Origin of the sequence: Peribacillus asahii, from assembly GCF_003570725.1 — a bacterium.
GTDB classification, from domain to species: Bacteria; Bacillota; Bacilli; order Bacillales; family DSM-1321; genus Peribacillus; species Peribacillus asahii.
This window is the reverse complement of record NZ_QWVS01000041.1, coordinates 1-24,324: the sequence shown is the minus strand read 5'-3', so window position 1 is coordinate 24,324 and position 24,324 is coordinate 1. Positions and strand designations below refer to the sequence as shown.

Annotated in this window: 25 protein-coding genes; 7 read left to right on the top strand and 18 right to left on the bottom strand. The window is 36.6% G+C overall.

The genetic code is table 11. The annotated features are described in order from the left end of the window. From D1953_RS17180 to D1953_RS22105, 3 genes are all read right to left on the bottom strand, one after another. Window positions 1–672, bottom strand: a complete 672-nt coding sequence (locus D1953_RS17180; RefSeq protein WP_119118394.1) for a TetR/AcrR family transcriptional regulator — start codon at window positions 670–672, stop codon at window positions 1–3. 206 nt (window positions 673–878) lie between these two features. Further along, window positions 879–1,643 carry a hypothetical protein gene (locus D1953_RS17175; RefSeq protein WP_119118393.1) on the bottom strand — a complete coding sequence of 255 codons (765 nt, stop codon included), beginning with the start codon at window positions 1,641–1,643 and terminating at the stop codon, window positions 879–881. A 13-nt stretch (window positions 1,644–1,656) separates the two neighbouring features. Then, window positions 1,657–1,917: a hypothetical protein gene (locus D1953_RS22105; RefSeq protein WP_119118392.1), complete on the bottom strand. Its 261-nt coding sequence runs from the start codon at window positions 1,915–1,917 to the stop codon at window positions 1,657–1,659. A 589-nt stretch (window positions 1,918–2,506) separates the two neighbouring features. Between D1953_RS22105 and D1953_RS21425 the strand changes: the two genes are divergently transcribed. Continuing rightward, the gene (locus D1953_RS21425; RefSeq protein ID WP_164853105.1) at window positions 2,507–2,650 is read left to right on the top strand and encodes a YuzK family famiily protein; all 144 of its coding nucleotides are present in this window, start codon (window positions 2,507–2,509) and stop codon (window positions 2,648–2,650) included. Window positions 2,651–2,786: 136 nt separating this feature from the next. On the opposite strand, the gene parC is transcribed toward D1953_RS21425, so the two are convergent. The 3 genes from parC to D1953_RS17155 form a co-directional block, all read right to left on the bottom strand. After that, on the bottom strand, window positions 2,787–5,231 hold the full coding sequence (gene parC / locus D1953_RS17165) for a DNA topoisomerase IV subunit A (protein ID WP_119118391.1): 2,445 nt from the start codon (window positions 5,229–5,231) through the stop codon (window positions 2,787–2,789). Window positions 5,232–5,233: 2 nt separating this feature from the next. Next, window positions 5,234–7,207, bottom strand: coding sequence for a DNA topoisomerase IV subunit B (gene parE, locus D1953_RS17160; RefSeq protein WP_119118390.1), 1,974 nt, complete (start codon window positions 7,205–7,207; stop codon window positions 5,234–5,236). A 309-nt stretch (window positions 7,208–7,516) separates the two neighbouring features. After that, window positions 7,517–7,930: a CoA-binding protein gene (locus D1953_RS17155; RefSeq protein WP_119118389.1), complete on the bottom strand. Its 414-nt coding sequence runs from the start codon at window positions 7,928–7,930 to the stop codon at window positions 7,517–7,519. Between the two features lie 502 nt (window positions 7,931–8,432). Here D1953_RS17155 and plsY point away from each other — a divergent pair. Next, on the top strand, window positions 8,433–9,023 hold the full coding sequence (gene plsY, locus D1953_RS17150) for a glycerol-3-phosphate 1-O-acyltransferase PlsY (protein ID WP_119118388.1): 591 nt from the start codon (window positions 8,433–8,435) through the stop codon (window positions 9,021–9,023). Between the two features lie 132 nt (window positions 9,024–9,155). On the opposite strand, the gene D1953_RS17145 is transcribed toward plsY, so the two are convergent. Beyond that, a complete protein-coding gene (locus D1953_RS17145; RefSeq protein ID WP_119118387.1) occupies window positions 9,156–10,454 on the bottom strand; it encodes a globin-coupled sensor protein in 1,299 nt (432 codons plus the stop codon). Window positions 10,455–11,043: 589 nt separating this feature from the next. Here D1953_RS17145 and D1953_RS17140 point away from each other — a divergent pair. Together D1953_RS17140 and D1953_RS17135 are read left to right on the top strand one after the other, a co-directional pair. Continuing rightward, on the top strand, window positions 11,044–11,187 hold the full coding sequence (locus D1953_RS17140) for a YycC family protein (protein WP_119118386.1): 144 nt from the start codon (window positions 11,044–11,046) through the stop codon (window positions 11,185–11,187). Window positions 11,188–11,380: 193 nt separating this feature from the next. Then, window positions 11,381–11,671 (top strand): HesB/YadR/YfhF family protein, encoded by a 291-nt coding sequence (locus D1953_RS17135; protein WP_119118385.1) that lies wholly within the window; start codon window positions 11,381–11,383, stop codon window positions 11,669–11,671. A gap of 25 nt (window positions 11,672–11,696) precedes the next feature. Here the strand turns inward: D1953_RS17135 and D1953_RS17130 are convergent, their stop codons facing one another. The 7 genes from D1953_RS17130 to acnA all read right to left on the bottom strand — a co-directional run bounded on the left by D1953_RS17130 (window position 11,697) and on the right by acnA (window position 16,882). Continuing rightward, complete coding sequence (locus tag D1953_RS17130; protein WP_119118384.1) at window positions 11,697–11,990, bottom strand: hypothetical protein; 294 nt, start codon at window positions 11,988–11,990, stop codon at window positions 11,697–11,699. A gap of 35 nt (window positions 11,991–12,025) precedes the next feature. Next, entirely contained in the window at window positions 12,026–12,448 is a 423-nt protein-coding gene (locus D1953_RS17125) for an acyl-CoA thioesterase (protein WP_119118383.1), read from the bottom strand. 168 nt (window positions 12,449–12,616) lie between these two features. Beyond that, window positions 12,617–12,862, bottom strand: a complete 246-nt coding sequence (tlp, locus tag D1953_RS17120; RefSeq protein WP_119118382.1) for a small acid-soluble spore protein Tlp — start codon at window positions 12,860–12,862, stop codon at window positions 12,617–12,619. Between the two features lie 76 nt (window positions 12,863–12,938). Continuing rightward, window positions 12,939–13,082, bottom strand: a complete 144-nt coding sequence (locus D1953_RS17115; RefSeq protein WP_119118381.1) for an acid-soluble spore protein N — start codon at window positions 13,080–13,082, stop codon at window positions 12,939–12,941. Window positions 13,083–13,140: 58 nt separating this feature from the next. Next, window positions 13,141–13,269 carry an FbpB family small basic protein gene (locus D1953_RS17110; RefSeq protein WP_119118380.1) on the bottom strand — a complete coding sequence of 43 codons (129 nt, stop codon included), beginning with the start codon at window positions 13,267–13,269 and terminating at the stop codon, window positions 13,141–13,143. A 190-nt stretch (window positions 13,270–13,459) separates the two neighbouring features. Beyond that, complete coding sequence (locus D1953_RS17105) at window positions 13,460–13,996, bottom strand: peroxiredoxin family protein (protein ID WP_119118379.1); 537 nt, start codon at window positions 13,994–13,996, stop codon at window positions 13,460–13,462. A 174-nt stretch (window positions 13,997–14,170) separates the two neighbouring features. Further along, window positions 14,171–16,882: an aconitate hydratase AcnA gene (gene acnA, locus D1953_RS17100; RefSeq protein ID WP_119118378.1), complete on the bottom strand. Its 2,712-nt coding sequence runs from the start codon at window positions 16,880–16,882 to the stop codon at window positions 14,171–14,173. Between the two features lie 400 nt (window positions 16,883–17,282). Between acnA and sspO the strand changes: the two genes are divergently transcribed. After that, window positions 17,283–17,426, top strand: a complete 144-nt coding sequence (gene sspO, locus D1953_RS17095; protein WP_119118377.1) for a small acid-soluble spore protein O — start codon at window positions 17,283–17,285, stop codon at window positions 17,424–17,426. 54 nt (window positions 17,427–17,480) lie between these two features. Here sspO and D1953_RS17090 read toward each other — a convergent pair whose 3' ends face one another. Continuing rightward, window positions 17,481–17,741 (bottom strand): hypothetical protein, encoded by a 261-nt coding sequence (locus tag D1953_RS17090; protein ID WP_119118376.1) that lies wholly within the window; start codon window positions 17,739–17,741, stop codon window positions 17,481–17,483. Between the two features lie 195 nt (window positions 17,742–17,936). On the opposite strand from D1953_RS17090, the gene D1953_RS17085 reads away from it, so the two are divergent. Both D1953_RS17085 and D1953_RS17080 read left to right on the top strand, forming a co-directional pair. Further along, window positions 17,937–18,083 (top strand): small acid-soluble spore protein P, encoded by a 147-nt coding sequence (locus tag D1953_RS17085; protein ID WP_119118375.1) that lies wholly within the window; start codon window positions 17,937–17,939, stop codon window positions 18,081–18,083. Between the two features lie 207 nt (window positions 18,084–18,290). Further along, a complete protein-coding gene (locus D1953_RS17080; protein WP_182480662.1) occupies window positions 18,291–18,692 on the top strand; it encodes an Hsp20/alpha crystallin family protein in 402 nt (133 codons plus the stop codon). Between the two features lie 3 nt (window positions 18,693–18,695). Here D1953_RS17080 and D1953_RS17075 read toward each other — a convergent pair whose 3' ends face one another. From D1953_RS17075 to D1953_RS17065, 3 genes are all read right to left on the bottom strand, one after another. After that, window positions 18,696–21,830, bottom strand: a complete 3,135-nt coding sequence (locus D1953_RS17075) for an AAA family ATPase (protein WP_119118373.1) — start codon at window positions 21,828–21,830, stop codon at window positions 18,696–18,698. After that, the gene (locus D1953_RS17070) at window positions 21,827–22,972 is read right to left on the bottom strand and encodes an exonuclease SbcCD subunit D (RefSeq protein ID WP_119118372.1); all 1,146 of its coding nucleotides are present in this window, start codon (window positions 22,970–22,972) and stop codon (window positions 21,827–21,829) included. Before D1953_RS17070 ends, D1953_RS17075 begins: the two co-directional genes overlap by 4 nt. Window positions 22,973–23,098: 126 nt before the next feature. Further along, complete coding sequence (locus tag D1953_RS17065; RefSeq protein ID WP_119118371.1) at window positions 23,099–23,530, bottom strand: DUF2621 domain-containing protein; 432 nt, start codon at window positions 23,528–23,530, stop codon at window positions 23,099–23,101. Window positions 23,531–24,324 lie beyond the last annotated feature (794 nt).

The window sequence follows — 24,324 nt, the reverse complement described above, 5'->3', positions numbered from 1 at the left end:
TCAATTAGAATACGAATCTAGCGGATCATTTAAAAAATAAGATTGAAAAGCTGCATCTTGTTTTGCCTGATCGGTTAATAACGAATGAAGAATCAAATCGACATAAATATTAGCAATTTCATCAATTGTTTTTTCTCCGTCCCGTTTATACCACTTGTAAGACCAGTTCACCATACCTAAAATCGACATACTGGTGATTTGAACAGGCAGTTCTGGGCGAAATTCTCCTTTATCAATTCCTTCTTGAATGATAGAAAATATCGCTTCTTTATATTGTTTTCTTTTTTCCTTAATTGCTTGATCATAGGGTGGTTTTAAATAAATGCTTTCTTGATAAAAAACAGAAATATGTGGCTTATAAAGATCAAATGCTTTCACAAAGGATTGGATAATTCTTTGCATTTTGTCTGTGGGGCGTATACTTGATGACATCGCTTCCTGCGCTTTCGTCAATACATAGGAAGCAAAATAATCATGAATTACAAAAAGAAGTTCCTCTTTTGATTGAAAATGATGATAGAAACCGCCTTTGCTCGAACCGCTTTTCTTCACAATCTCTTGAACTGAGACACCATGAAAACCATGTCGTTCAAAGAGTCTTAACGACGTTTCGATAATTCGGTCCTTTAATTCCGTAAAGCAACCACTCCTTTTGAATTTTCTAGCATTCAATTATTTATAAGAATAACTGAACTTAAATATGATTCTAACATATTATGTAAAAATATTACAATATTTTTCTATTCAAAAATTTGGAATTTTATTTATTTTATATAAGATTGTTGATTTTTGGCTTATTTTAGCTAAGAAATCACTTAACCAACAATAAGATTAATTCAGTGCAAACAGAAAAAACTCATCAAATAGACGAGCTTTTATCAATTCTTTATTTTCTTTAACGGTTTAACATTTGCTTTAATGAGTTTCCAGGCCCCATCTTGAAATGACCACACTGAAGAAATCGTCGCAATAGCTTCTTCTCCCTCAATTCCTTTTACTAACTGTTTTCCCGTCAAGCCCTTTCCGCGTCCAAATTGAGAGCGTACTGTTAATTCGAAATAAGGATGAATAATTAACTCCGTAGCTTCATTTAATTTTCCATTTTGATAAATCCCTAACTCTTCATACACCTGTCTATGACTGCTAATATCCACCCGAACTGGCTTTTGCCCCTCGATAGTAATGTCTGCCATATAATAGTCTTGAAATTGAGCTGTAACAGGAACAGACGGCGGTACCTCTATATTTGCTACTTGTCCTTTGTCAAAAGAATAAATTTGATGAAATAATTCAGATTTATTCTGTTTTTGAAAAGAAACAAAGACGTCCTGCACACCATCTTTATTAAAATCAGCAAGAGCGAGCTTCGGTTTATATCCTGCTTCAAGGGGAATAGCCATCCTTTTGCGGTTGCTTTCCACTACAAGTTCCATTTTCGTTAAAAGATGACGATTTTTTTCGCTTGGTGTACCTCTTACCTCAATGGTATCAATTTTTTTATCACCGGTAACATCTCGCTTCATTGCCTCATAAAACTCATTTGACTTAAACTCTTTATCATGGGCTTCAACAGCTTGATAGCTTAAACAAACAGAAATGACCAATACAGCATATTTTAATACATGTAAAAAATGACCTTTCATTCTCAACCGCTCCTTACGATTGTGAGATGTGTTTCTTTTTTATTGTTTTCATTGATCCTTCATTTAGATAGACCAAAAATAATAGAAACCCGGCACTAAAATCGCAAAGCCGACATACATACCGCTCGAAAAGAAGTAATGGATTTTTCAATATTTTAAAAGCTGCAATGACAAAAGCACCTGTCGCATATGCTGTTAATGCCGTATGTCCCGCTGTTACTAAAAAGATTGGATAAAAAGCCGCCCATAGGGCATTTTCAAAACAAAAAAACAACTGGTGTGCCTTCAAAAGCATAAACATTCGAAATTAATACAAATGAGGTAAAAGCCCCAACCCAATGGTCGCGAAAATAATCTGAACAGCCATATTCGTTCTGAACATTGCCCAGCAATTTATACATGATCCATTCTCTTTGTCTCGCCCTTTCCATTTTAATTCCTTCATAGTATTTCCCGAGAAAAGGAAAATATTTAATGAGCTGCCAAGAGAATTTACACCAATAATTGGATAATATATATTACTAACTATTTTTAATTAATGTATTCTAGCAAGGTTAATTTTTAAATATATAAACGCCATTTCGCATCTAGGATTTTAAAATTTGTATTCTAGCGAGTTCATTCTTAAAATACTAGATGTACGGAAAGGAAAGGAAAACAAAGGAAATAGTAGGGATTTGGCGTCTGTGAGCAATGAGTGTTATACAGGCGTATAGAAGCGCTAATCTCCTCTAATAGCGAACGAGAACCACTTTGTGGCTGTTCCTAATCAATGATACGATTAAGAAGGAAATTATTTCGGAAAGGATTGATTCTTTATCAAAACTCTCGCTTTACTGTACACGGCAGAAATGGAAAAGGCTATGTTTCAAGCTCATGGAATTGGTTATGCTGAATATAGCCGAAAGCTTGATGAGCGCTTGAAAGTTGAGGAAGCACGCGAACAGGATTATGCACAAAGCAGACGTATATTAAAGAAAATCCAATCGAATCTGTTTATAAAATAATATCAAACTTGACTCCAATGACCTATACTCATACCAATAACGCCCTCCTAGAATTCCTTTACACGTAGAGATTACTATATTACTGTTCTATAAACGAGAAAAATCCGTTCACTTATGATGAACGGATTTTTTTCGTTTAATGTATGCTTTTATCTACTTCCTCGATTAAGTTTTTCCATATTTCTTTCGCTTGTCCACTTTCACTTTCGTCTAAAATAAATGAACCATTTGTATAACGATCGGAATATTTTAATGAAGCTACTTGGACCGTTTCAAGCTTCCCTTTCTCAGAAAGAATCGAAAGACAATCTGATTTTGTCACCATTTCAAAGCCGATAACCCGATGTGGATGGGCCTTTAACTCTCTTAATACAACAACGCCTCGCTTTGCTCGCGATGTTTTTTCAAACTCAGACAGCTTCATCTGCTTCACTGATCCACGTTGTGTGACGATAGCAATCGCTTCTTCCGTATCCTTTCCTAACACTTTCATTCCGACAACAAAATCCTCTTCCTTCAAGTTAATCCCTTTTACTCCTGCAGCTCGCGGACCAACAATGTTCACTTCTTCTTCATCGTACCATAGCGCTAATCCATGATGAGTCATGAAGAATACATCCAAACTTCCATCCGTTAGATGAACATCGACAATCTCGTCTTCTCCTTTTACATTCATCGCTACTAACGGCTTAGAATAACGCTGCGCTTTAAAGGAAGCGAGCTCTGTTCTCTTCACCATACCGTTTCGAGTGGCAAGTAATAAAAAGCGTGGCTCTTCAAAATCTTTAACTGGTATCGCTTTGATTACATGTTCATCACGATCAATCGGGATAATATTCGCTACATGCTGTCCTGTTTCCTTCCACCTTATATCAGGTAGTTGATGAACTGGGCAATACAGGTAATTCCCTTTATTCGTAAACAACAGAACAACGTCTGTCGTATTCATTTCCAGCTTTTGCAGTAAACGATCTGAATCTTTCATTCCAAAGTCTTGTCCACCTGATGCCGCATATGACCGTAGAGAAGTTCGTTTTACATACCCTTCTTTTGTGAGAGTCACAACGACATCTTCACTAGCTATTAACACTTCAAGATTAATTTTAATTTCTTCAATCTCTTCTTCAATTTTCGATAAGCGTGTATCGTTATAATCTTTTTTAATTGCTTTCAGTTCTTTTTTTATCACTTGCATAAGCGCTTTGCCGCTCTCAAGAATTTTTGTAAGCTCAGCAATTTTTGTGTTAAGCTCAGCCGCCTCTTTTTCAAGTGCTGTAATATCAGTATTCGTTAATCGGTATAGTTGCAGAGAAACAATAGCTTCCGCTTGCGCTTCAGTAAAAGCAAATTTCGCAATGAGATTATCTTTTGCATCACGTTTATCTTTAGACGCACGAATGGTTGCGATTACTTCATCTAAAATAGATAAAGCTTTCATAAGTCCTTCAACAATATGAGCTCGATCATATGCTTTTTGCAATTCATAGCGCGAACGATTAATAATTACTTCCCGTCGATGCTCAATATAAGCATCAAGCAGCTTAGGCAGACTCATTAAAGTTGGTCTTTTTTTATAAATCGCTACCATATTAAAATTGTAAGCAATTTGTAAATCTGAGTTTTTATATAAATAATTAAGCACACCGTGTGCATCGGCTTCTTTTTTTAACTCGATTACGATACGAAGTCCTGTACGGTCGGTTTCATCACGAACTTCTGCAATTCCTTCCACTTTTCGATCTAAACGAAATTCATCGATTTTCTTCACAAGATTGGCTTTATTCACATCATAAGGTATTTCGGTTATAACAATTTGCTCTTTGCCTCCTCGAATGCTTTCAATTTCAGCTTTACAGCGAATTATAATTTTTCCTTTACCAGTTTCATATGCTTTTTTAATGCCATCAATCCCTTGAATAATACCGCCAGTGGGAAAATCCGGTCCTTTTATCACCGTCATTAATTCAGAAACCGTTGCTTCTGGATGATCAATTCTCATAATCGTTGCATCAATAACCTCACCTAGTTGATGCGGCGGAATATCCGTTGCATATCCAGCGGATATTCCCGTCGAACCATTCACAAGCAAATTCGGAAACATCGCCGGCAGAACGACAGGCTCTTCTGATGTATCATCGAAATTTGGAACAAAATCAACGGTCCGTTTTTCAATATCACGGAGCAGCTCAGAAGCTATCGCAGATAATCTTGCTTCCGTATAACGCATCGCAGCTGGCGGATCCCCGTCAATACTTCCGTTATTTCCATGCATTTGTACCATTACATTACGCAGCTTCCAGTCTTGACTCATTCTTACCATCGCTTCATAAACCGAGCTATCACCATGCGGATGATAATTCCCGATTACATTTCCGACTGTTTTAGCTGCTTTACGATACGCTTTATCATGTACATTTCCTTCTACATGCATTGCATATAAAATTCGGCGCTGTACTGGCTTTAAACCATCGCGTGCATCTGGAAGCGCTCGATCTTGAATAATATATTTACTGTACCGTCCAAAACGGTCCCCAATTACTTCTTCTAACGGTAAATCACGAAATCTTTCTTCTGATGCCATCTTTATTCAGCCCCCTCTGCAATCGACATATTTTCGTTATCTAATATATTCGATTCTTCTTCGAGACCAAAAGCAACATTCGACTCGATCCATTTTCGGCGCGGTTCTACTTTATCACCCATTAACGTCGTCACGCGTCTTTCCGCTCGTGCACCATCATCAATTTTTACTCGGATTAACGTTCTCGTTTCTGGATTCATCGTCGTATCCCATAGTTGGTCGGCATTCATTTCACCGAGACCTTTGTAGCGCTGGATCGTATAACCTTTCCCTACTTTTTGGATAGCGGCTTGCAATTCTTCGTCGCTCCACGCATATTCAAGGATTTCTTTTTTCCCACTCCCTTTGCTCACCTTATAAAGGGGCGGCAAGGCAATAAATACTTTTCCCGCTTCGATAAGCGGCTTCATATACCGGTAGAAAAAAGTTAATAGCAACACTTGAATATGCGCTCCATCTGTATCGGCATCTGTCATAATAACTACTTTATCGTAATTCGTATCGCTCACATTAAATTCTGGCCCAACTCCTGCGCCAATCGCATGAATAATCGTATTAATTTCTTCATTTTTAAATACATCCGCAAGTTTCGCCTTTTCAGTATTAATCACTTTTCCTCTAAGCGGTAATACAGCCTGAAAACGACGATCCCGACCTTGCTTCGCTGAACCCCCAGCTGAATCCCCCTCGACAAGATATAATTCATTTTTATCTGGGTTTTTCGATTGAGCTGGTGTTAATTTACCAGATAAAATTGCATCTGATTTTTTTCGTTTCTTTCCACTTCGAGCATCTTCCCGTGCCTTTCGCGCTGCTTCACGAGCCTGAAACGCTTTAATTGCTTTTTTAATGAGCAAGGTGCTTGTAGTCGGATCCTCTTCAAAAAAGTACGCTAAATGTTCAGACACAATCGCATCTACAGCTGAACGAGCCTCACTTGTACCAAGCTTACTCTTCGTTTGTCCTTCAAATTGCAGCAGCTCCTCGGGAATCCGAACGGAAATAATCGCTGATAAACCTTCTCGAATATCTGTACCCTCTAGATTTTTATCTTTTTCTTTTAACAGGCCTGTCTTACGTGCATAGTCGTTAAAAGCACGAGTCATCGCGGTTTTGGCACCAATTTCATGTGTACCGCCATCTTTTGTCCGAACGTTATTTACAAAGCTTAAAATATTTTCAGAATACCCGTCATTAAACTGAAAAGCAAAATCTAATTCGATACCATTTTGCTTACCATCAAAGCTGACAACCGTATGCAGCGAATCTTTTTCTTCATTTAGATACGTTACAAACGCTTCGATGCCATTTTCGTAATGAAATAGCTCTTGCTGGTCATGTCGTTCATCAATAAGCTCAATCTTCATTCCTTTTAATAGAAAAGCAGATTCTCGAAGTCGTTCACTTAATGTTTGATAGTTAAAAGTTGTAACTGAAAAAATCGAAGCATCCGGTTTGAAATGTATTTTTGTCCCTGTTTGATTCGTTTTCCCAATCTTCTCTAACGTCGTCTCTGGTTTCCCGCCATTTACGAAACGCTGCTCATAAACATAGCCATCTCGCTTAATTGTAACGACAAGCCATTCTGACAAAGCATTAACAACTGAAGCACCTACACCATGCAGGCCACCGCTCGTTTTATACCCACCTTGACCAAATTTTCCACCAGCATGGAGAATCGTTAAAATAACTTCTGGGGTAGGCTTGCCAAGCTTGTGCATTCCTGTAGGCATACCGCGTCCTTTATCTGTCACACTGATACTGTTATCTTTATGTATTTTGACTATTATGTGATCTCCGAAACCTGCTAACGCTTCATCTACGGAGTTATCCACAATCTCGTATACTAAATGATGAAGTCCTCTTACATCTGTACTGCCGATATACATACCAGGACGTTTTCTAACCGCCTCTAATCCTTCCAGTACCTGAATTGCATCATCGTTATACTCAATTGTTTTGCTGTTCTTTGCCACAGAAATTCCCCTTTCTAAACAAAACCAATTTCCGGGCCAAATCATACTACCATGAAATGACTCTAAGCTTTAACAATCTAGTCTAGTTAAAGCTCCTGTGAATAAATTAAGTATAATACATTCCACAAAAAGGAACAAGTGTTCTGTTTTTACCGTCCCTTGATTTAACACCTTAACTATTCATTTTGATGCATACCAACTATTAATTGTAGATGGTATTTGTTTATTTAGCAAATACGTTTTAAATAAGCAATATATTTGACTAACCATCAATGAGAATTCTCACTGATGGCAGCTTCACTTTATCTATTATTTTGTCATGGCATGTTCAACTTTAATACAACGATCCATAATAACGGTATAGCCTTTCTCTGTTAAGTAATCATATGCCTCTTGATTTGCTACTCCTAATTGAGCCCAGAAAACATCAGCATCTATTTCAACAAATTCTTTGGCGATTTCCGGTAAAAATTCAGAACGCCGGAACACATTGACAATATCAACATGCCCCTCTATATCTTTTAATGAACCCACAGCTTTCACCCCAAGTACCTCTTTTACCGTTGGATTAACCGGAATAATTTCATAGCCGCAGTTTTGCATCGCTTCTGTCACCATATACGAAGTTCGATTTGGATTATCAGACAAACCAATAACAGCAATTCGTTTTGCTTTTTTTAATATTTTTCCGATTTCTTCTCTGCTTGGATTTATAATTGTCATGTTTATCATTCCTTTTCAAAAGATAATATACTTTTAAATCTTACCAACCATTTTACAAAGAATCTTCCTTGATTTCCATTAGAAGGGGATACTTTCTATACTTCACTTCGGTACAATAGTCTAATACTTTAGATACAATAAAATATATTCAGATTTTTTTCGTTTATCAGCTTTTCCGTTTCGTTTTAGAAATATGATGTTCTAATCATAAATATAGAGAGAATTTTTTATTAGGAAATTTATCACTTAGCCGTCCTTTTTAACAAGAAAGTGGTACAATAAAGTAGCCATTCATTTATTTAACTTGCCATTTATTAAATTTTGTTATATGATGCTGTTGTTTTTGGCTTCTTTGGTTCGGACCGCTTAAAGGAAACGCGTTTTTCTTTTGTTCATGGAGTGGGGCTAAAACGAACAAAACTTAATTCTAGCAACAATATTGTTTAACATAGCCATTTATTAAAGAAAAAAACAAGAATTTTTTATTAGAAAGGGCCATTCGATGTTAATTATTATACTTTCTTTATTACTTGCCTACTTAATTGGATCCATTCCATCTGGATTAATTATTGGTAAAACCTTTTATAAAGTAGATATTCGTGAACATGGTAGTAAAAACCTTGGAGCAACGAATGCATTTCGAACGCTTGGAATTAAACCTGGTATTGCTGTTACATTGATGGATATTTTAAAAGGTACGGCAGCGACCCTTATTCCTGGATTACTTGGAGCCGATATTCACCCGCTATTAGCCGGTGTGTTAGCAGCCATTGGACATATGTTTCCGATATTCGCTAGTTTTAAAGGCGGTAAAGCAGTCGCTACATCTGCAGGTGTCGTACTCGGATATGAGCCATTCTTATTTTTATTTTTAATCGTAGTCTTTTTCATTGCTTTATACATATCAAAATATGTTTCGTTATCATCCATGATTGCAGCTGTGGCTTCCTTAACGTATTGCTTTATCTTCCACTTGGACGATTGGCCACTAATTGTGGTCATCGCAGTCCTTACAATTTTTATTTTTTATCGCCACCGAGCCAATATTAAACGAATTATGAATAAAACTGAACCAAAAATTAAATGGTTATAATGAGCAAGTGTTTAGCTAAATGGGTATTGGCACGTTTCCCTAAAATTAACGGCTATGCCGAAATAATATGTGCACTTACCGTGAATTATTATTTGATACAGAATAAAAAAAGCCCTTTTAACAGGGCTTTTTTTATAACTCTGCGGCTGTCTGATTCAATGTTTCCGCCTGAGATGCCACCTTTTCTGTTACACTTTTAATTTCATCGATAACCATAACAAACGAATGCATATTTTGCTTAATTTTATTCATTCCAACAACATCTTTCTCCACCGATTCAAGAATCTTATCGAAAGATTCGACCGTTACAGTAGATTCTCTTTCTCCTAATTCCATCACTTCTTTTACTTCTACAACAGATTGAAGCACACTTTCCATATAACCATTTGACGTCTGAACAATAGCATCTATTTGCGCAATAGATTCCTTCGTTTGATCCGCTAATTTTCTTACCTCATTTGCTACGACGGCAAACCCTTTTCCATGTTCACCCGCACGAGCTGCTTCAATGGCTGAATTCAATGATAGTAAATTCGTTTGATTCGCAATAGATTGGACAATTTGAACAAATTCCGTAATTTGTTGCAACGATGAATTCAGCGAGTGAATATTTTGATCTACATGATTCATAAATACAACCAGTTCATATAGTTTCGTTTTTAGTTGAAGCATGCACCTCTGTCCTTCTTCGGCACTCATTCTAGAATAAGTTGACTGTTCCGTTTGAATCCTAACAATATCCTCTAACTCTTGACCGTTAAATCCTAACGTCTTAATTGAAGTATGTGTTTCTTCACTTAATATGAGTAATTCCTCACTTATCCCTAAAATATGACGTTGTACGTCTTTTTTGACTTTTTCATATTCTATTTCACGTGCTTTCAAATTTTCCACTTCATAAGCCTGAATAACTAATTGCCTTTCAAAGCTTAGTATTTTCGTAATAGCAAAGATTACAGCTCGTTGCTCTTCTTCATTATGTACGTATGTATAGATTAATGATAATATTGAATTTTGTAAGCTTTGGAACGCGGACAAATACCAACGCGATGCCAAACCAATCCGATAGTGGCTTTTAGCTACTTGCAGACGGGCTTCGACGAAAGAATCATCAATAACACCTTCAAATAATGTAACAATATGTGTATATAATGTAGAACGCAGGCGTTCTATTGTGCTATGCTTCATAATAATTGACTTTAACCCTGGAACTTCCAATAAAGCTTGATAAAAACCATCCAAAAGTTCATCAATTTGGTCATAAATGACTTCTCCAAATGCAAAAATGATACGGAGATCATTCTCTGTTAAATCAATCATTTTTATCTGTTTTTTTATTTCTGGATCGCTTACCTTTATCTCCCCTGCTGCCGGATTTACTGTCAAAACTTTGTTCATTCGACTTTTCTTAAATGTGGATAGTACCTTCATCTACTTCCCTCCCGTGAAAGAATCACTGTTACATGCCTAGCGAAAAATATAAAACATTCAAAAACGGCTGTACCTGTCGCCTATATATGTTAGTCTGTCTGCATCGTTCACTACATGCCCAAAAAATGAATTCAAAGACCTTTTCTTTTTCTAAAAAAACAAGGATTATGTATAAATTCATATGCTTCACCTACTTCTCAAGCATGCTTTTTGTCCACATTCATGCTACAATACAAGGAGTTTTATAGCTAAGCTGTTAACTTAAACTTATCCTTATTACTAAAACTACTAGCGCAGATTCAGTAATAATTGTTATAAGAATGGCTTGCTTCCATCTTTTTCTTTTATCTTAAGCTTTACTGATTCTATTTAGATTTAGTTGGAATGATTAAAGCGAACTTTTATTTTTTTCTTAATATAGCTTTCAATAAATCTTACATAAATAGGTGTTAATACCTAGCACAAGATGGAGAAAAAGCGAGGAACGATATGAGGAAAGGAGTAATACCCTACTGGGTAAAGTTTCACTTGTTTTCGTAATACATGTATTCTTCATCTATAAAATCTTGAAAAATAAGGAGCTTCTACTATGAAACCATTACAAATTTCACCTGAAACAGCCATCAAACTAGCAAAAGCATTGAATGTTCCACTAGAACAAGTAATGCATATGCCCATGCCTATTCTTCTAAAAAAACTAGCAGAATTAGACACAAACAAAAATAGGTATTAAAACCTATTTACAGTACTATAATACCACAAATAAACGTGTTACATTTTATAAATATGTCTTATATTTGTGAACTTTTTAGACACTTTTAGAAAATGATTTATTTATAATATATAGAAATAATATTCTGTTTTTTCAAAACTTATGTAACTTTTGCTCTATACAAAATGAGGGTTCGACAGAAGGAGGAGACATATTGAATATTAAAATTTCTACTGAAGCAGTAAATTGGTATAAAGAGGAACTAGCTTTATCTTCAGGTGCATATATTCGTTTTTTTGTAAGGTATGGCGGCCACAGCAGTATTCAAGCTGGCTTTTCGTTAGGTATTTCTCAGGAAAGTCCGGTTCACCCGATTGTATTAACAGAGCAAGATGGAGTAACCTTCTTTATCGAAGAAAATGACCTTTGGTTTTTCGATGGTCATGATCTAATTATTCGCTTTAATGAAAAACTAGGTGAACCAGAATTTTCGTATGCAACATAACAACAGCGGCTAAGTGCCGCTGTTGTTATGTTATCAGCTTTTCGTGAATTCCTTCTGCTGCTAAAATTTGTTTTTGTTTTTCCCCAAGTAAATCGAAATGAGAGTAGCCATCTTTTCTAAGATCAATCCATTCTCTCTTTAAACCATACTGTTGTCCCCATTTGGCTAAACGATCTAAATCTTTGCAGCCGACTTTGGTCACCGTTTTACAGTCTGGAAATCGATCATCCAACCAATAATGTGTTAAAAAAGCAATTTCTCCTGCGTCAATTCGACATTTCCATTCTTCTAAATCTTTACGCTTAATCCCAAAGGCCAAGGCTTTTTCACCCCAATTTTATGTAAATTAACGTGTTAAACTGGCTTCTTATTCTTCTCATAGGCCTCATGCCAATCAGGAAAAAGCCGTTTAATAGAAATAGGACGAAAACTTTCTTTTTTCACACATACATGTGAGGACTGACCCGTTACAGCTAAATCTTGATTTCCATTGAAAATCTCATACCCATAAACGACCCGAATTCCATCATAGCTTTCAATCCATGTCTTAATGATTGCGACTTGTCCATAACGGACTGGCGTTTTATAAGAAACTTGAATATCAATCACAGGTGATAGGATGCCATCAGCCTCCATTTGAGCATACTCAAAGCCTAATTCACGTATTAGCTGTGTGCGCCCCAGTTCCATCCATACTAAATAATTAGCATGATAGACTACGCCCATTTGATCGGTTTCTGCGTAACGCACTTCTATTTGATGTTCAGCAATATGCATAAGTCCCTCTCTCCTTTTACTAACGTATCTCATCATCATCTTATCATAATTTCGATTGGAAAACTGAATATTGAGATTGCCTTCACATTAAAATAATTACTATCCCCATTGCTAGTAGTGAAAAAAGACTATCCAAATAAAAAACTTTGGATAGCCTTTTTTCATTAGTTATTGAAACTGATTACTGCTCTTATATCCGTTTTTTCGAGCTGCTTGCTCATCTTCAATTTCAGCTTCCATTGAGTGTATACTTTCCATTCTTCGCTCATTTTTAGCCTGAATTGCTTCTATGTCAGCTGATGATGAACATTCGATTGCTTCATTTGCGGCCTGTATATTCTCTCGTGTATTTTCAATAGCTGTTTGCAGCTTTTCTACATTATCAGCACGATTATCTGGATTTGGTTTAGTCATCATTTTTCCCCCTAATAACTAGTGTAGTTTACATAACATAATTATGAAATACTTATTATAGGTTTAGATGTAACAGCTATTCTCCTTTTGTTTGAATCACTTGAGGAGTTGGACTTGTTTGATCTTGCATTTGCTTTCCTTTGTTTCCGCCAAATGATCTTGATTTTGTTCCAATATGGCTAGGATTAAAGTGTTTAGAATCTTTTTTTGGGTTACCCATCACTATCGCCTCCTACTATTAATTTGCATCAAATAGCAGGAAATATAGCTGCCAGTTTTTACTCCGCTTTTTGCATATGTCGTTTCTCAATTCTCTCTTCAATGATTTCAAGCATTTTATAATCTTCCAGCAGCTCTCTTTTATTATCCTGTATTAACTGTTCAAATGTTTTTTTGTGCCTTTTCATTTTATCACCTACTTCCACTTTTTATAGCAAATCTAAATTTCCAGTTCAGAAACAAAAAGAATCAGTTAAGCTTCAAGAGACGGATAACTAGGTGCACAGGTCCCTTGATTTAACTAATTGTAAAAGTTTATATTTTTCATTATTTCCAAATTTACAAAAAAATATAAAAAAGGAGCCTTCTTTTAGCTCCTTATTCCATACTATTCATATATCGTTCCATATCTTTTAACTGCATCTCACCAAAAAACTTATGTTGAATAATACCATCACGATCAATAAAAAAAGTCGTAGGAATACTCATGATTTTATACTGTTCACTGATAAGGCTTCCTGACTTTGGCTGATCTAGGACAATCGGAAAGGTTAATTCATAATTTAACGCAAATCCTTCTACATCATTTTCTGGATCCATATTCACAGCCAACACAACTATATCCTCCCCTGCTTCTTCAGAAAATTGCTGTATAGCTGGCATTTCTTTTTTACATGGTGGACACCAGGTCGCCCAAAAATTTAACATCACTTTTTTTCCCTTATAATCCGATAAAGAAACTTCTTTCCCTTCTAGTGTTTTTAACGTAAAATCTGGCGCCTCTCCACCAATTGTTAATCCGCCTAATTGATCCAGCTCTTCTGTTTTCTTTTCTTTTTGCTGATCCATTGCTTGTACAATAGAGAAAGTGATCAAGGAAAGTAAAAAAATTGAAGCGATAACTTTTTTAATCATAAAACAGCCTCCCTATGTTGGCATTCTCGTTTACCTTATTAATCGCACTCGTTAATTAGTACAATTTTACATTTCCTCTTTAAATAGTATCAATAATGACGGCACATGGAAAGTATTTCTCCAACAAAAAAACGGCAAACCTAAAATGTAGGTTTGCCGTTTTCCCAACTATAATTACGCTTGTAATTTTCCGCGTAATACCATTGGAAGGATACCACCGTGACGGTAGTAGTCAATTTCAACTTCAGAGTCGAAACGTACTAGTACTTCGAATTCTTTTACAGAACCGTCTTTAGCAGTAGCTGTAACTTTTACTAAATCACGTGGTTTAACTGTTTCATCAACTTGAACAGCGATTGCTTCTTCACCAGTTAAGCCAAGTGTTTCAGCGTTTTCTCCAGCTTTGAATTGAAGTGGAAGAACACCCATTAACACAAGGTTAGAACGGTGAATACGCTCAAAGCTTTCTGCGATAACTGTTTTAATGCCAAGAAGGTTTGTACCTTTAGCAGCCCAGTCACGAGAAGATCCCATACCGTAGTCTTTACCAGCTAAGATAGCAAGGCCAGTTCCATCAGCTTTGTATTTCATACAAGCATCATAGATAGCCATTACATCGCCTGTTGGCCAGTAAGTAGTGAATCCACCTTCTGTACCTGGAGCGATTTGGTTACGGATACGGATGTTAGCGAATGTTCCGCGCATCATTACTTCGTGGTTACCACGACGAGATCCGTAAGAGTTGAAATCGCGAATTGCAACACCATTTTCACGTAGGTAGATACCAGCTGGTGTATCTTTACCGATTGAACCTGCAGGAGAAATGTGGTCAGTTGTTACTGAGTCACCGAATTTACCAACTACGCGAAGACCGCTAAGTGGTTCAACTGTTCCTGGTTCAGCTGACATTCCTTCGAAGAATGGTGGGTTTTGAATGTACGTTGATTTTGTATCGAAAGTATAGATTTCATCGTTGCTAGTTTCGATTTGGTTCCAACGCTCGTTATCAGTGAATACTGTTTCGTATTCTTTACGGAATAATTCAGGAGTAACTGTTGATTTAACAACCTCGTTAACTTCCTCGATTGATGGCCAGATGTCGTTTAAGTATACATCATTACCGTCTTTGTCTTTACCTAAAGAATCTTTTTGTAGATCGATATCTACAGTACCAGCAAGTGCGTAAGCTACAACTAGAGTTGGAGACGCTAGGTAGTTACCTTTTACTAGTGGGTGAATACGTCCTTCAAAGTTACGGTTACCAGAAAGTACAGATGTAATTAATAAATCTGCGTCTGCAACAGCTTCTTCGATTTCTGGAGCTAATGGACCTGAGTTACCGATACATGTTGTACATCCGTAACCAACTACGTTGAATCCTAATTGATCAAGGTATGGTTGTAGACCTGCATCACGAAGGTAACCTGTAACAACTTTAGAACCTGGTGCTAAAGATGTTTTTACATAATCAGGAACAGTTAATCCTTTTTCAACTGCTTTTTTCGCAATAAGACCTGCTCCAAGCATTACGTATGGGTTAGATGTATTTGTACAGCTAGTGATCGCAGCAATTGCGATAGCACCAGTTTTCATGTTTGTTTCTGTACCATCAGCAAATTTAACAGTGATTTCTTTATCCAATTCTTTCTCGCTTAAACCAAAACCTTGGTTACCCATTGGTGCATTGATTGCATCATGGAAAGATTGTTTCATTTGAGAAAGCGGAATCAAATCTTGTGGACGTTTTGGACCAGAAAGGTTTGGTTCAATGTCAGCAAGGTTGATTTCAACCACTTTAGTGTATGTTGGATCTTCTTTATCAGCTGTGTAGAATAAATCGTTGTTTTTGCAATATGCTTCAACAATTTTAATTTGTGTTTCATCACGGCCAGTTAGACGTAAATAATCTAGTGCTTCATCATCGATTGGGAAGAATCCACAAGTTGCACCGTATTCAGGAGCCATGTTTGCAATTGTTGCACGGTCAGCAAGTGGTAGTAAACCTACGCCAGGACCGAAGAATTCAACGAATTTACCTACAACGCCTTCTGCACGAAGAACTTGAGTTACTTTTAATGCAAGGTCAGTTGCAGTTGTTCCTTGTGGAAGACGACCAGTTAATTTAACACCGATTACTTCTGGAACTGGGAAGTATGAAGGTTGTCCAAGCATACCTGCTTCAGCTTCGATACCACCTACACCCCATCCAAGAACACCGATACCGTTGATCATTGTTGTATGAGAGTCAGTACCAAATACTGAATCTGGGAATGTTTCAAATGTGCCATCTGCATTTTCGTTTGCATGAACAACATTAGCAAGGTACTCAAGGTTAACTTGGTGAACGATACCAGTTGCTGGTGGAACCGCACGGTAGTTATTGAATGATTTTTGAGCCCAGCTTAAGAATTGGTAACGCTCAGTGTTACGTTCGAATTCAAGATCCATGTTTGCTGCAAGAGAGTCCGCTGTACCAGCTTTATCAACTTGTACAGAGTGGTCAATTACAAGATCAACTGGAATTTCTGGGTTGATTTTTTGTGGGTCTCCACCTACAGCAGCCATTGCTCCACGAAGAGATGCAAGGTCAACTACTGCTGGTACACCAGTGAAATCTTGTAGGATTACACGTGATGGTTTGAAAGGAACGTCGATTTCTTTTTGTTCGCTAGTTCCCCATTTTGCAAGGTTTTCAACATGCTCTTTAGTGATTACTCGGCCATCTACTTGGCGAAGAACTGCTTCAAGAAGTACCTTGATTGAATAAGGTAATTTTGAAACTTGTCCTGCACCTGCTTGCTCAACAGCAGCAAGGCTGTAGTAGTTGTACTGTTTTCCTTCTACTTCAAAGGACTTACGTGCTTGATAAACATCATTTTTTGTCATCAGAATATTACCCCCTATTAAAACTCGCAGAAATTCTGCACAAAGAAGCAAAACGTGGTTTTTATTAAAACCATGTCTACACTACATATAAGTAAAAAAGCTAGTTTTGTCGAAAACTCTGTTTTTTCTTCCATCCTAACTTTTCCTTCGTTTCAATTTTAATATAAAAAATAGTATAAGTAAATAACAAGAAAGTTATTGTTTTTGATAAGTTTTTCTTATAAAAAAATGTATTTACTCTTAGATTTTCGGAAAGAATAGCTCTGTGTTGAGAATCGTTTTCAATAACTTCCTTTACTTGCACCCGATAATATTATATTAGGAAATCACCACATACTTTAAACACTTTTTTTACATAAAAAATACTTAATATGGAAATCTATTGTTGGAGGTGATTTTTATGTCGAAACAAAAAGCTGGTCATCCTGGGATGAACGGAACAGATGCTCAAAAAGGAGCTGCTTTTAATGCAGAACTTCCTGTCAACGAGCCCCTTACAGAAGCTCAAAAGCAAAATAATAAGAAACGGAAGAAGAATCAATAATCTATTTTAGATAAGGATCTTTCTTATGCTGTTTAGGCATAAGAAAGATCTTTATTATTGTTCTTCATTAACCGTTTGGATAATGCCTTGTAAATCTTTTTCAAATTGTTCTAATTGCACACGTTGATGTTCAGAAGCTGTTGTCAAAGCAGTTTGAATTTGTTGATAGGCCTCATTCACCTCTTGCTTAACATGTTTTAGCTCACTTCCATAACCTGGACTATTAGGCTCCATGCCTTGAAACGTATCTATCGCTTGTTTATACTGATTTTGTGCTTCTTGAAAAGCACGTCGTTTATCATATTTATCTTGCACTTCACTTTCAACTCCTTACTTTAGTCTGCTTCCATAGCTTGTTACGCTTTTGGACAGAATATGTACAGAATAATTTTGTAAACACTGCTTATCTTAAAAAAAGGCACTGTTAAGCCATGGTTTCATACGAATGAACTAAATCGCATTGAAATCATACTGTTCATTTACTTAGTCTAAAAACAGGAGGGATTACTAGTGACAAGAAAAGATGAACAAGATAATAATAATAAACAATCTACACAAAGAAATAATTCTGGACAACCCGCACCACTAAGCGGCTCCCATAAAGTAAAAAATCGAAACCATAGCCGTCAAAAACATAATAGCCATCATGATATGTAGTACAATGAAAAAGTGCGGTGACTACAACAGCCACCGCACTTTCATTCATTTTTCAAAAGATTCTGCTAAATAACGTTTGTTCATTTATGACTGAAAATATTCCTTCACTTAACTTTCCAAAAATAAGTTTTTATCCCGTAACCTTTCTACAAACTCATGACATACAATAATATTAAAGGGTTTAAAAGGTGTTACGGGGGAATGAATATGCAAGAACCAGACAGCAAGAAACAACAGACAGAGGCCCAATTATTTGACGAATGGGTGAAGAAATTTTTTCTCGATCCTCATACTCAAATTTTAGATGACGAAACATTTTTTATTGATATTTATGAAAGTGATGACGAATATTTTATTGAAGCAGCTTTAGAAAACTACAAAACAGAAGATCTTAGTGTGAGACTTCAACATGATGCACTTACCATTTCCGTGCGCGATAAGTCTAGCTCAGCCAAACAAGGACACCCCAACATAATAGAACGGGTGATTCATTTCCCCTTTTCACTTTATCATCATCAAATACGTGCTGAGTATGCTTATTCACTATTAACTATTCGCATTCATAAATTTCATACTTGCCCTATACAAACAATTATTAAAATTGAATAGCTTCTAACTTGAGAAGCAAAATGCCGTTCGACTGCCTTTTTGAGTAGCCACTACTTCAAGCTGTGCATCAATTCTCTCCTTTAATTCTGGCACATGCGAAATAATTCCGACTAAGCGGCCGCTGCTTTGAATATCCATCAGTGCCTCAATGGCCTGATCTAAAGATTCCGGATCTAATGTCCCAAATCCTTCATCAATAAACATCGTTTCTAATGAGATTCCGCCTGCATGATTTTGAACAACGTCTGCAAGCCCTAATGCAAGAGCAAGTGCTGCTTTAAAACTTTCGCCACCTGACAATGTTTTCACATGACGTTCTTGACTTGTATATTGATCATATACGGATAGTTCTAACCCACTTTGAATATTTCTACGTGCCGGATCTAATTTACGTAGCAATTGGTAACGTCCGCTCGTCATTTTCAATAAACGTGTATTGGCCTCTTTTAAAATATCATCTAAAAAAGCTGCGAGTACATAGCGCTCAAACGTGATTCTAAATGGATTTTGTCCTCTTGCCATTTCATATAAATGCCCGATGATACTATACCTTTCTTCCATTTCTTGCTGTTGCTCTTTCATTTCCATTAATGTTGCTTGAATCTGTTCGTTCTTTTGCTGCGCTATGGTTACTTCGTTTTGTTGATGACGAAGCAATTCAAGTTCCTCATTAAGTCGTTTAAAAGTGGCCTGAAGACTAATTAAATCAGGGCGAGTAACTCCCATAAGTTTCAATTCAACATCATGATACAAACTCGTAATCGTTTGCCATTGCTGTTCGTACTGTTGAATTTCTTTTTCCATCGACTCTATTTCACTTTCAGTTCGTTTCGCAGCCCCATACTCTTTATAGGTGGCAAATCCTTGCTTTGTCATATCTGCACTGAATTTTGTTCGTTCCTCATCTAATTCTCGCTGTAAGGAGGTCACCTTTTTCTCTACTATTTCTTTTTCTGTACGAATAGCAGACTCCTGTTCCTTTGCTTTTTGTAAAGCTATTTGCGCATGCTCAAATGCTTCTTGCAGTTTCTTTTGTGTGGCTATCGCTTCATTCAAGGTAAGTAAATAAGCCTGTTTTGTACGAATTTGTTCTGGAAGCGATTCTGTTAATCCTGTAAGCTTCGTTTTCTGTTCGATATAAATCGTTTTAGCCTGATCCTCTACTTCTTTCCATTGTATAAGACCTGCTTTTAGCTCCTGTACCTCTTCTTTTACTTGTAAGAGTTTTGCTTCTAAATGTTTTAGCGCTTGCTTCTTTTGAAGCAATTGAGTTAACTCTAAACGAAGTCTGGCAGCTTGTTCGTGATAATCATGTTGATAAGAGGACAATTTATTACGCTCAAACGTTGGAACGATTTCGATTAGTTCTTCTTCTTGTTCCTGAACCCGCTTTTGCAACGAATTAAATTGGGACTCTGCTTGAAAAAATTCACTCTCTTTTTTGCGTTTTTGCTCTTCCCTTTCTGTTACACGTTGCTTTTGCTGCTTCATATCTGCTTCTGACGGCATTTCTTCAAGCAAATGGGCCGGGCTCGGATGATCCTCTGCACCACAAACTGGACAAGCATGCCCTGCTTGCAATGTTCTTGCTAATAAACCAGCCTGACTTGTTCTCCATTTTTCTTCAAGCTCTGCAAAACGCTGCTGCTCTTGAACTTGCAGCTCCATTTTATTCCTTAATTGCTGCAGTTGTTCATTTTTTTGTTGTTCTGCATTTTTCAGTGCATTTAGGCTGTCCGAAAGCTTAGTTAACTTTGTTAACAACGCTTCATTCTTTTCCGCTTCCCGCTCTTTCTCAGCATAAAGCAATGTAGCTTGTTCAACATCAGCTTTTGTTTGTAAAATTTGTTCAACCAACCGTTCTTTTTCCACTAAAGTTTGCTCTGCTGCTTCTCGTTTTACAATACTTTGCTTCCACTTCTCTTCACTTTGTTGAACATCTGTCTGAAGTTGAATAAATGAAAAAACAGACTCTTTTAGTTGCTGCAGCTGATGAACGGCACACATCGCTTCTTCTCGTTCCCCTGCTTTTGAAAGCTCTGATTCATATATTTGTGCTAATTGTTGATGTTGAACAGCTAGCTGATCTGCTTGCACAGCTAACTTCTTTAGTTCCTCTTCATTATTTTGTTTTTCTCTACCGACACGCAAATAATACTGTTCCTGCTTTTCAAGCAACGAAGCCTTCTGAGCTCTTTTCAAATTTTCTTTCCATTCTTCTATTTGAGTTCGCTTAGCTTCTAACTCTTCTTTCTCATGATGTCGCTTTTCCTTTTCAGCAAATAGTTGCAGTACTTGTTCAGCCTTCGTAATCTCTTGGTGTAATAAATCACGAGATTCTTGTTTCTCTTTTAATTGACGGTTATATGCATCTCGCTGTTGGATAGAGGCTGCAATCTCGTCTGCTAATAAAGGAAGAATGAGCTGTTCATTCGGTTCAGCCGCCGCTATCGCTGTTTGCAATTCTTCATTATCGGAAACGATGATACTTTTTAACAAATCCATACGCGCTTGCAAATTTTTTTCACATTCTCTTTTTAAAAATGAGGCGTCTTCTTTCAGTTTCTCTTCAATTCGTTTATATTGTTCTGTATGAAATAACTTCTGAAGAATTTGTTCTTTCTCTTTACTCTCAGACGTTAATAGCTTTCGAAATTCCCCTTGTGGGATCATTAAGATTTGACGAAATTGATTAGCATCAATTCCGATAATGTGTTTAATGTTTTCATCTACTTCACGCACATTCGCTCCAAGTAATTTCTTATCACCATCTACAGATAATTCATAGAGCTCTGCTTTCGCCCCAATAGTCGTTGTTCCCTCTCCTGATTTCTTCTTTCGTTCTTGTTGCGGCGAGCGCTGGATAAAATAAGTTTTTCCACGTAGTCTAAATTCCAGTGACACACTTGTTATCATATGCTCTTCTGCAAATTGACTTCTTAAATCTGAGCCATTTCGATCTTCACCACTCGCCTTTCCGTAAATCGCAAAACTAATCCCATCAAAAATGGTCGTTTTTCCAGCACCAGTTTTTCCAGAAATAACAAACATCGTGCGATTAGCAAGTTCAGTAAAATCAATCGTTTCACAATTGGCATACGGACCAAATGCCTGCATCGTTAATTTCAGCGGTTTCATTTTTCTCCCTCCTCTTGCTTCACCGAATCAATCACAGCAATCATGACATCTCGTTTCTTTTGATCGAATTCACGATCGGTCATTTCATTATAAAATGTTTCAAATAAATCTAGTTCCGATTTCCGTTCATCTTTAATAGAAGAAAAAGATTGCTTTCTTCGCAAATCCATAACATCCCATTTTCGCTCCAGATGAAGCACATTAGGATACACTTGACGCAGTCTATTAATCGGATCGATCAAGGATCCTTCATCTAATAGCGTAATTTTTAAGTAATCTTCTATTTGTTGATGTTGATAGAAGCTAGGGTCTAATAATTCTTCCATATACCCTGCGAGTTCACGTACATCCCGCTTCGGTGTTAACGAACGATATCGTAAATCAAAATCACCATTCTCCTTCATTTCAATAATGGACAACGACTTCTTCTGAGTCGCTTCTGAAAAAGAATATTTTAATAGTGAGCCTGAATAGTAAACCTTCGGATGACGGATTGCATCAGGACTATGTAAATGTCCTAACGCTGTATAATCAAAGGCATCAAAAACATCAACGTGCACACACCCCGTCCCGCCAACTGATAGTACACGCTCTGAATCAGTTTCCTTACCTCCTAATACGAAAGCATGACCGACTAACACATTCGCTTCATTTGGATTCAACGTTTCAGAAATTCGATCTGTAATTGCTTTCATCGCCTCTTGATGCGATTGAATATGAGGATCTCCTATAATTTGACGCACAACACCAGGCTCAGCATAAGGGACACTATAAAAATTCACACCATTAATCCGAGCAGGCTCAAAACTATTGACGATTCTCCCCTCTAAATAAAGCTGGCTTTGACGATACCAAGTCGAACCAAAAGATAGTCGTTCCGCCGAGTCATGATTACCTGAGATAGCCACAATCGGTGTTTTCATTTCTACATTGATTTTATATAATGTTTGATCTAAAAGCTCCACTGCTTCGGTTGGTGGAACAGAGCGGTCATACAAATCACCGGCAATGACAACAGCATCCGGCTTTTCCTCTTCTACTACTTCTATAAACTGCTGCAGCGCAAATCGTTGGTCTTCTGTCATATGAACACCATGTACAACCTTTCCTAAATGCCAATCAGCGGTATGAATAAACTTCATCCCTCTCACGTCCTTTCTTTTTCTATTATTATAGCAAAATATCTACATTAATTTTAAAAGCGCACACACGTTCTTTTTTATTGTGTAATAAAAGACAAGCTCCTAAAGAACCTGTCCATTTTATTGTTATGATTCAAACAAATGCTCATATGGGCTCATATTTATTTCCCGTTCAAGAAGTTTTTTCTTTAAAAACTTATGATCACGCTTCGGTGTTGCGATAATATATCCACGAATGATTAAATCCTCAGTAATTTCGTTCGCTTTCTCCTTCAATGCCAATTCGCCAATTTTACCGGCAATTTTATGACGAGCAACATCTCGAAATAATTCTGGTACAGGGTCAACTAAATCGTCTAATAAAACTTTTTGATCGTGCGACCACAATTCCTTTGTTTGTTTCACGTAATATTCTTCCCAATCCATATCGGATTTTCCATCCTGCTTTGGTAACCGTTTTAAAAACTTTCGAAACATAAAGAAACCACCAATTCCCATTAGCAGCACTAACGTAAGAACCCAAAACAGAATAAACCATAGGAACCAACCTTCAAGCATGAATCTTCACCTCATATGTACAAGATTCTCTTAATTTATATTATAGATAATGTTCCTTTTTTTTACAACTTTATTTCAAAGATGTCAAATTTCTGTTTTAAAAACAAAAAACACAATTCAACTTCTTAGTCGATTGTGTTTTTCATTTATTTTAACACTAATTTAGCACTATACTCTTTATCAGAAAATTCTGATAATGCTCTGTACATAAATTACTTTCATTTCCTATTATTGCATGAGCTTCCTCATAAAAATAATACATATTACATTGCGTACAATAAGCGGCATCGTTTCGACATACACAGCATATTCCCTGCTCTATAATGGAATCAATATGTTGAAGGTCTTGATAATTCTCATAGCTCTTTTGACATGATTTACAACAGTACACTTGCATCATAGTTGTTCCCTCATTCTCTATAACATAATAATATATTTAAGTTACTCATATTATAAAACAAAAGAACTATAAACCTTAATCATAAATCTTACATTTTTGTTAACAAAACCTTAACTAACTATTAATGAATTATTAATATTACTTCATATATAAATAATTGCTACATACAACCTGAAAACGAAATGGCTCCTTTCCGATTCATAAGCAACAAAAAAGCGAGCTACTATTGTGTAGTCTCACCGCTCTACAAAACTTATCTAATTTTCCTTATAAATTACTCATAAGTAGATTTCCGATAAACGTTTTGCTCCTTTGGTCAAGCCGTAGGATTTAATTTCTTTGTACCATTATTTCTAATGGGTACAATCGGTTTCTTGTGACTTGTTGTAAACAA

Coding starts and splice junctions, on each gene's coding strand:
- D1953_RS17105 (WP_119118379.1), bottom strand. CDS start 13,996: ATGATTAAAAAAGTTATCGCTTCAATTTTTTTACTTTCCTTGATCACT.
- D1953_RS17155 (WP_119118389.1), bottom strand. CDS start 7,930: ATGACAATTATAAATCCAAGCAGAGAAGAAATCGGAAAAATATTAAAA.
- D1953_RS17145 (WP_119118387.1), bottom strand. CDS start 10,454: ATGAAGGTACTATCCACATTTAAGAAAAGTCGAATGAACAAAGTTTTG.
- D1953_RS17115 (WP_119118381.1), bottom strand. CDS start 13,082: ATGGGTAACCCAAAAAAAGATTCTAAACACTTTAATCCTAGCCATATT.
- acnA (WP_119118378.1), bottom strand. CDS start 16,882: ATGACAAAAAATGATGTTTATCAAGCACGTAAGTCCTTTGAAGTAGAA.
- D1953_RS17125 (WP_119118383.1), bottom strand. CDS start 12,448: ATGCATATTGCTGAACATCAAATAGAAGTGCGTTACGCAGAAACCGAT.
- D1953_RS17140 (WP_119118386.1), top strand. CDS start 11,044: ATGAAACCATTACAAATTTCACCTGAAACAGCCATCAAACTAGCAAAA.
- D1953_RS17070 (WP_119118372.1), bottom strand. CDS start 22,972: ATGAAGTTTATTCATACCGCTGATTGGCATTTAGGAAAGGTTGTACAT.
- D1953_RS17175 (WP_119118393.1), bottom strand. CDS start 1,643: ATGAAAGGTCATTTTTTACATGTATTAAAATATGCTGTATTGGTCATT.
- D1953_RS17110 (WP_119118380.1), bottom strand. CDS start 13,269: ATGAAAAGGCACAAAAAAACATTTGAACAGTTAATACAGGATAATAAA.
- D1953_RS21425 (WP_164853105.1), top strand. CDS start 2,507: ATGTTTCAAGCTCATGGAATTGGTTATGCTGAATATAGCCGAAAGCTT.
- D1953_RS17075 (WP_119118373.1), bottom strand. CDS start 21,830: ATGAAACCGCTGAAATTAACGATGCAGGCATTTGGTCCGTATGCCAAT.
- plsY (WP_119118388.1), top strand. CDS start 8,433: ATGTTAATTATTATACTTTCTTTATTACTTGCCTACTTAATTGGATCC.
- D1953_RS17065 (WP_119118371.1), bottom strand. CDS start 23,530: ATGCTTGAAGGTTGGTTCCTATGGTTTATTCTGTTTTGGGTTCTTACG.
- parC (WP_119118391.1), bottom strand. CDS start 5,231: ATGGCATCAGAAGAAAGATTTCGTGATTTACCGTTAGAAGAAGTAATT.
- tlp (WP_119118382.1), bottom strand. CDS start 12,862: ATGACTAAACCAAATCCAGATAATCGTGCTGATAATGTAGAAAAGCTG.
- sspO (WP_119118377.1), top strand. CDS start 17,283: ATGTCGAAACAAAAAGCTGGTCATCCTGGGATGAACGGAACAGATGCT.
- D1953_RS17080 (WP_182480662.1), top strand. CDS start 18,291: ATGCAAGAACCAGACAGCAAGAAACAACAGACAGAGGCCCAATTATTT.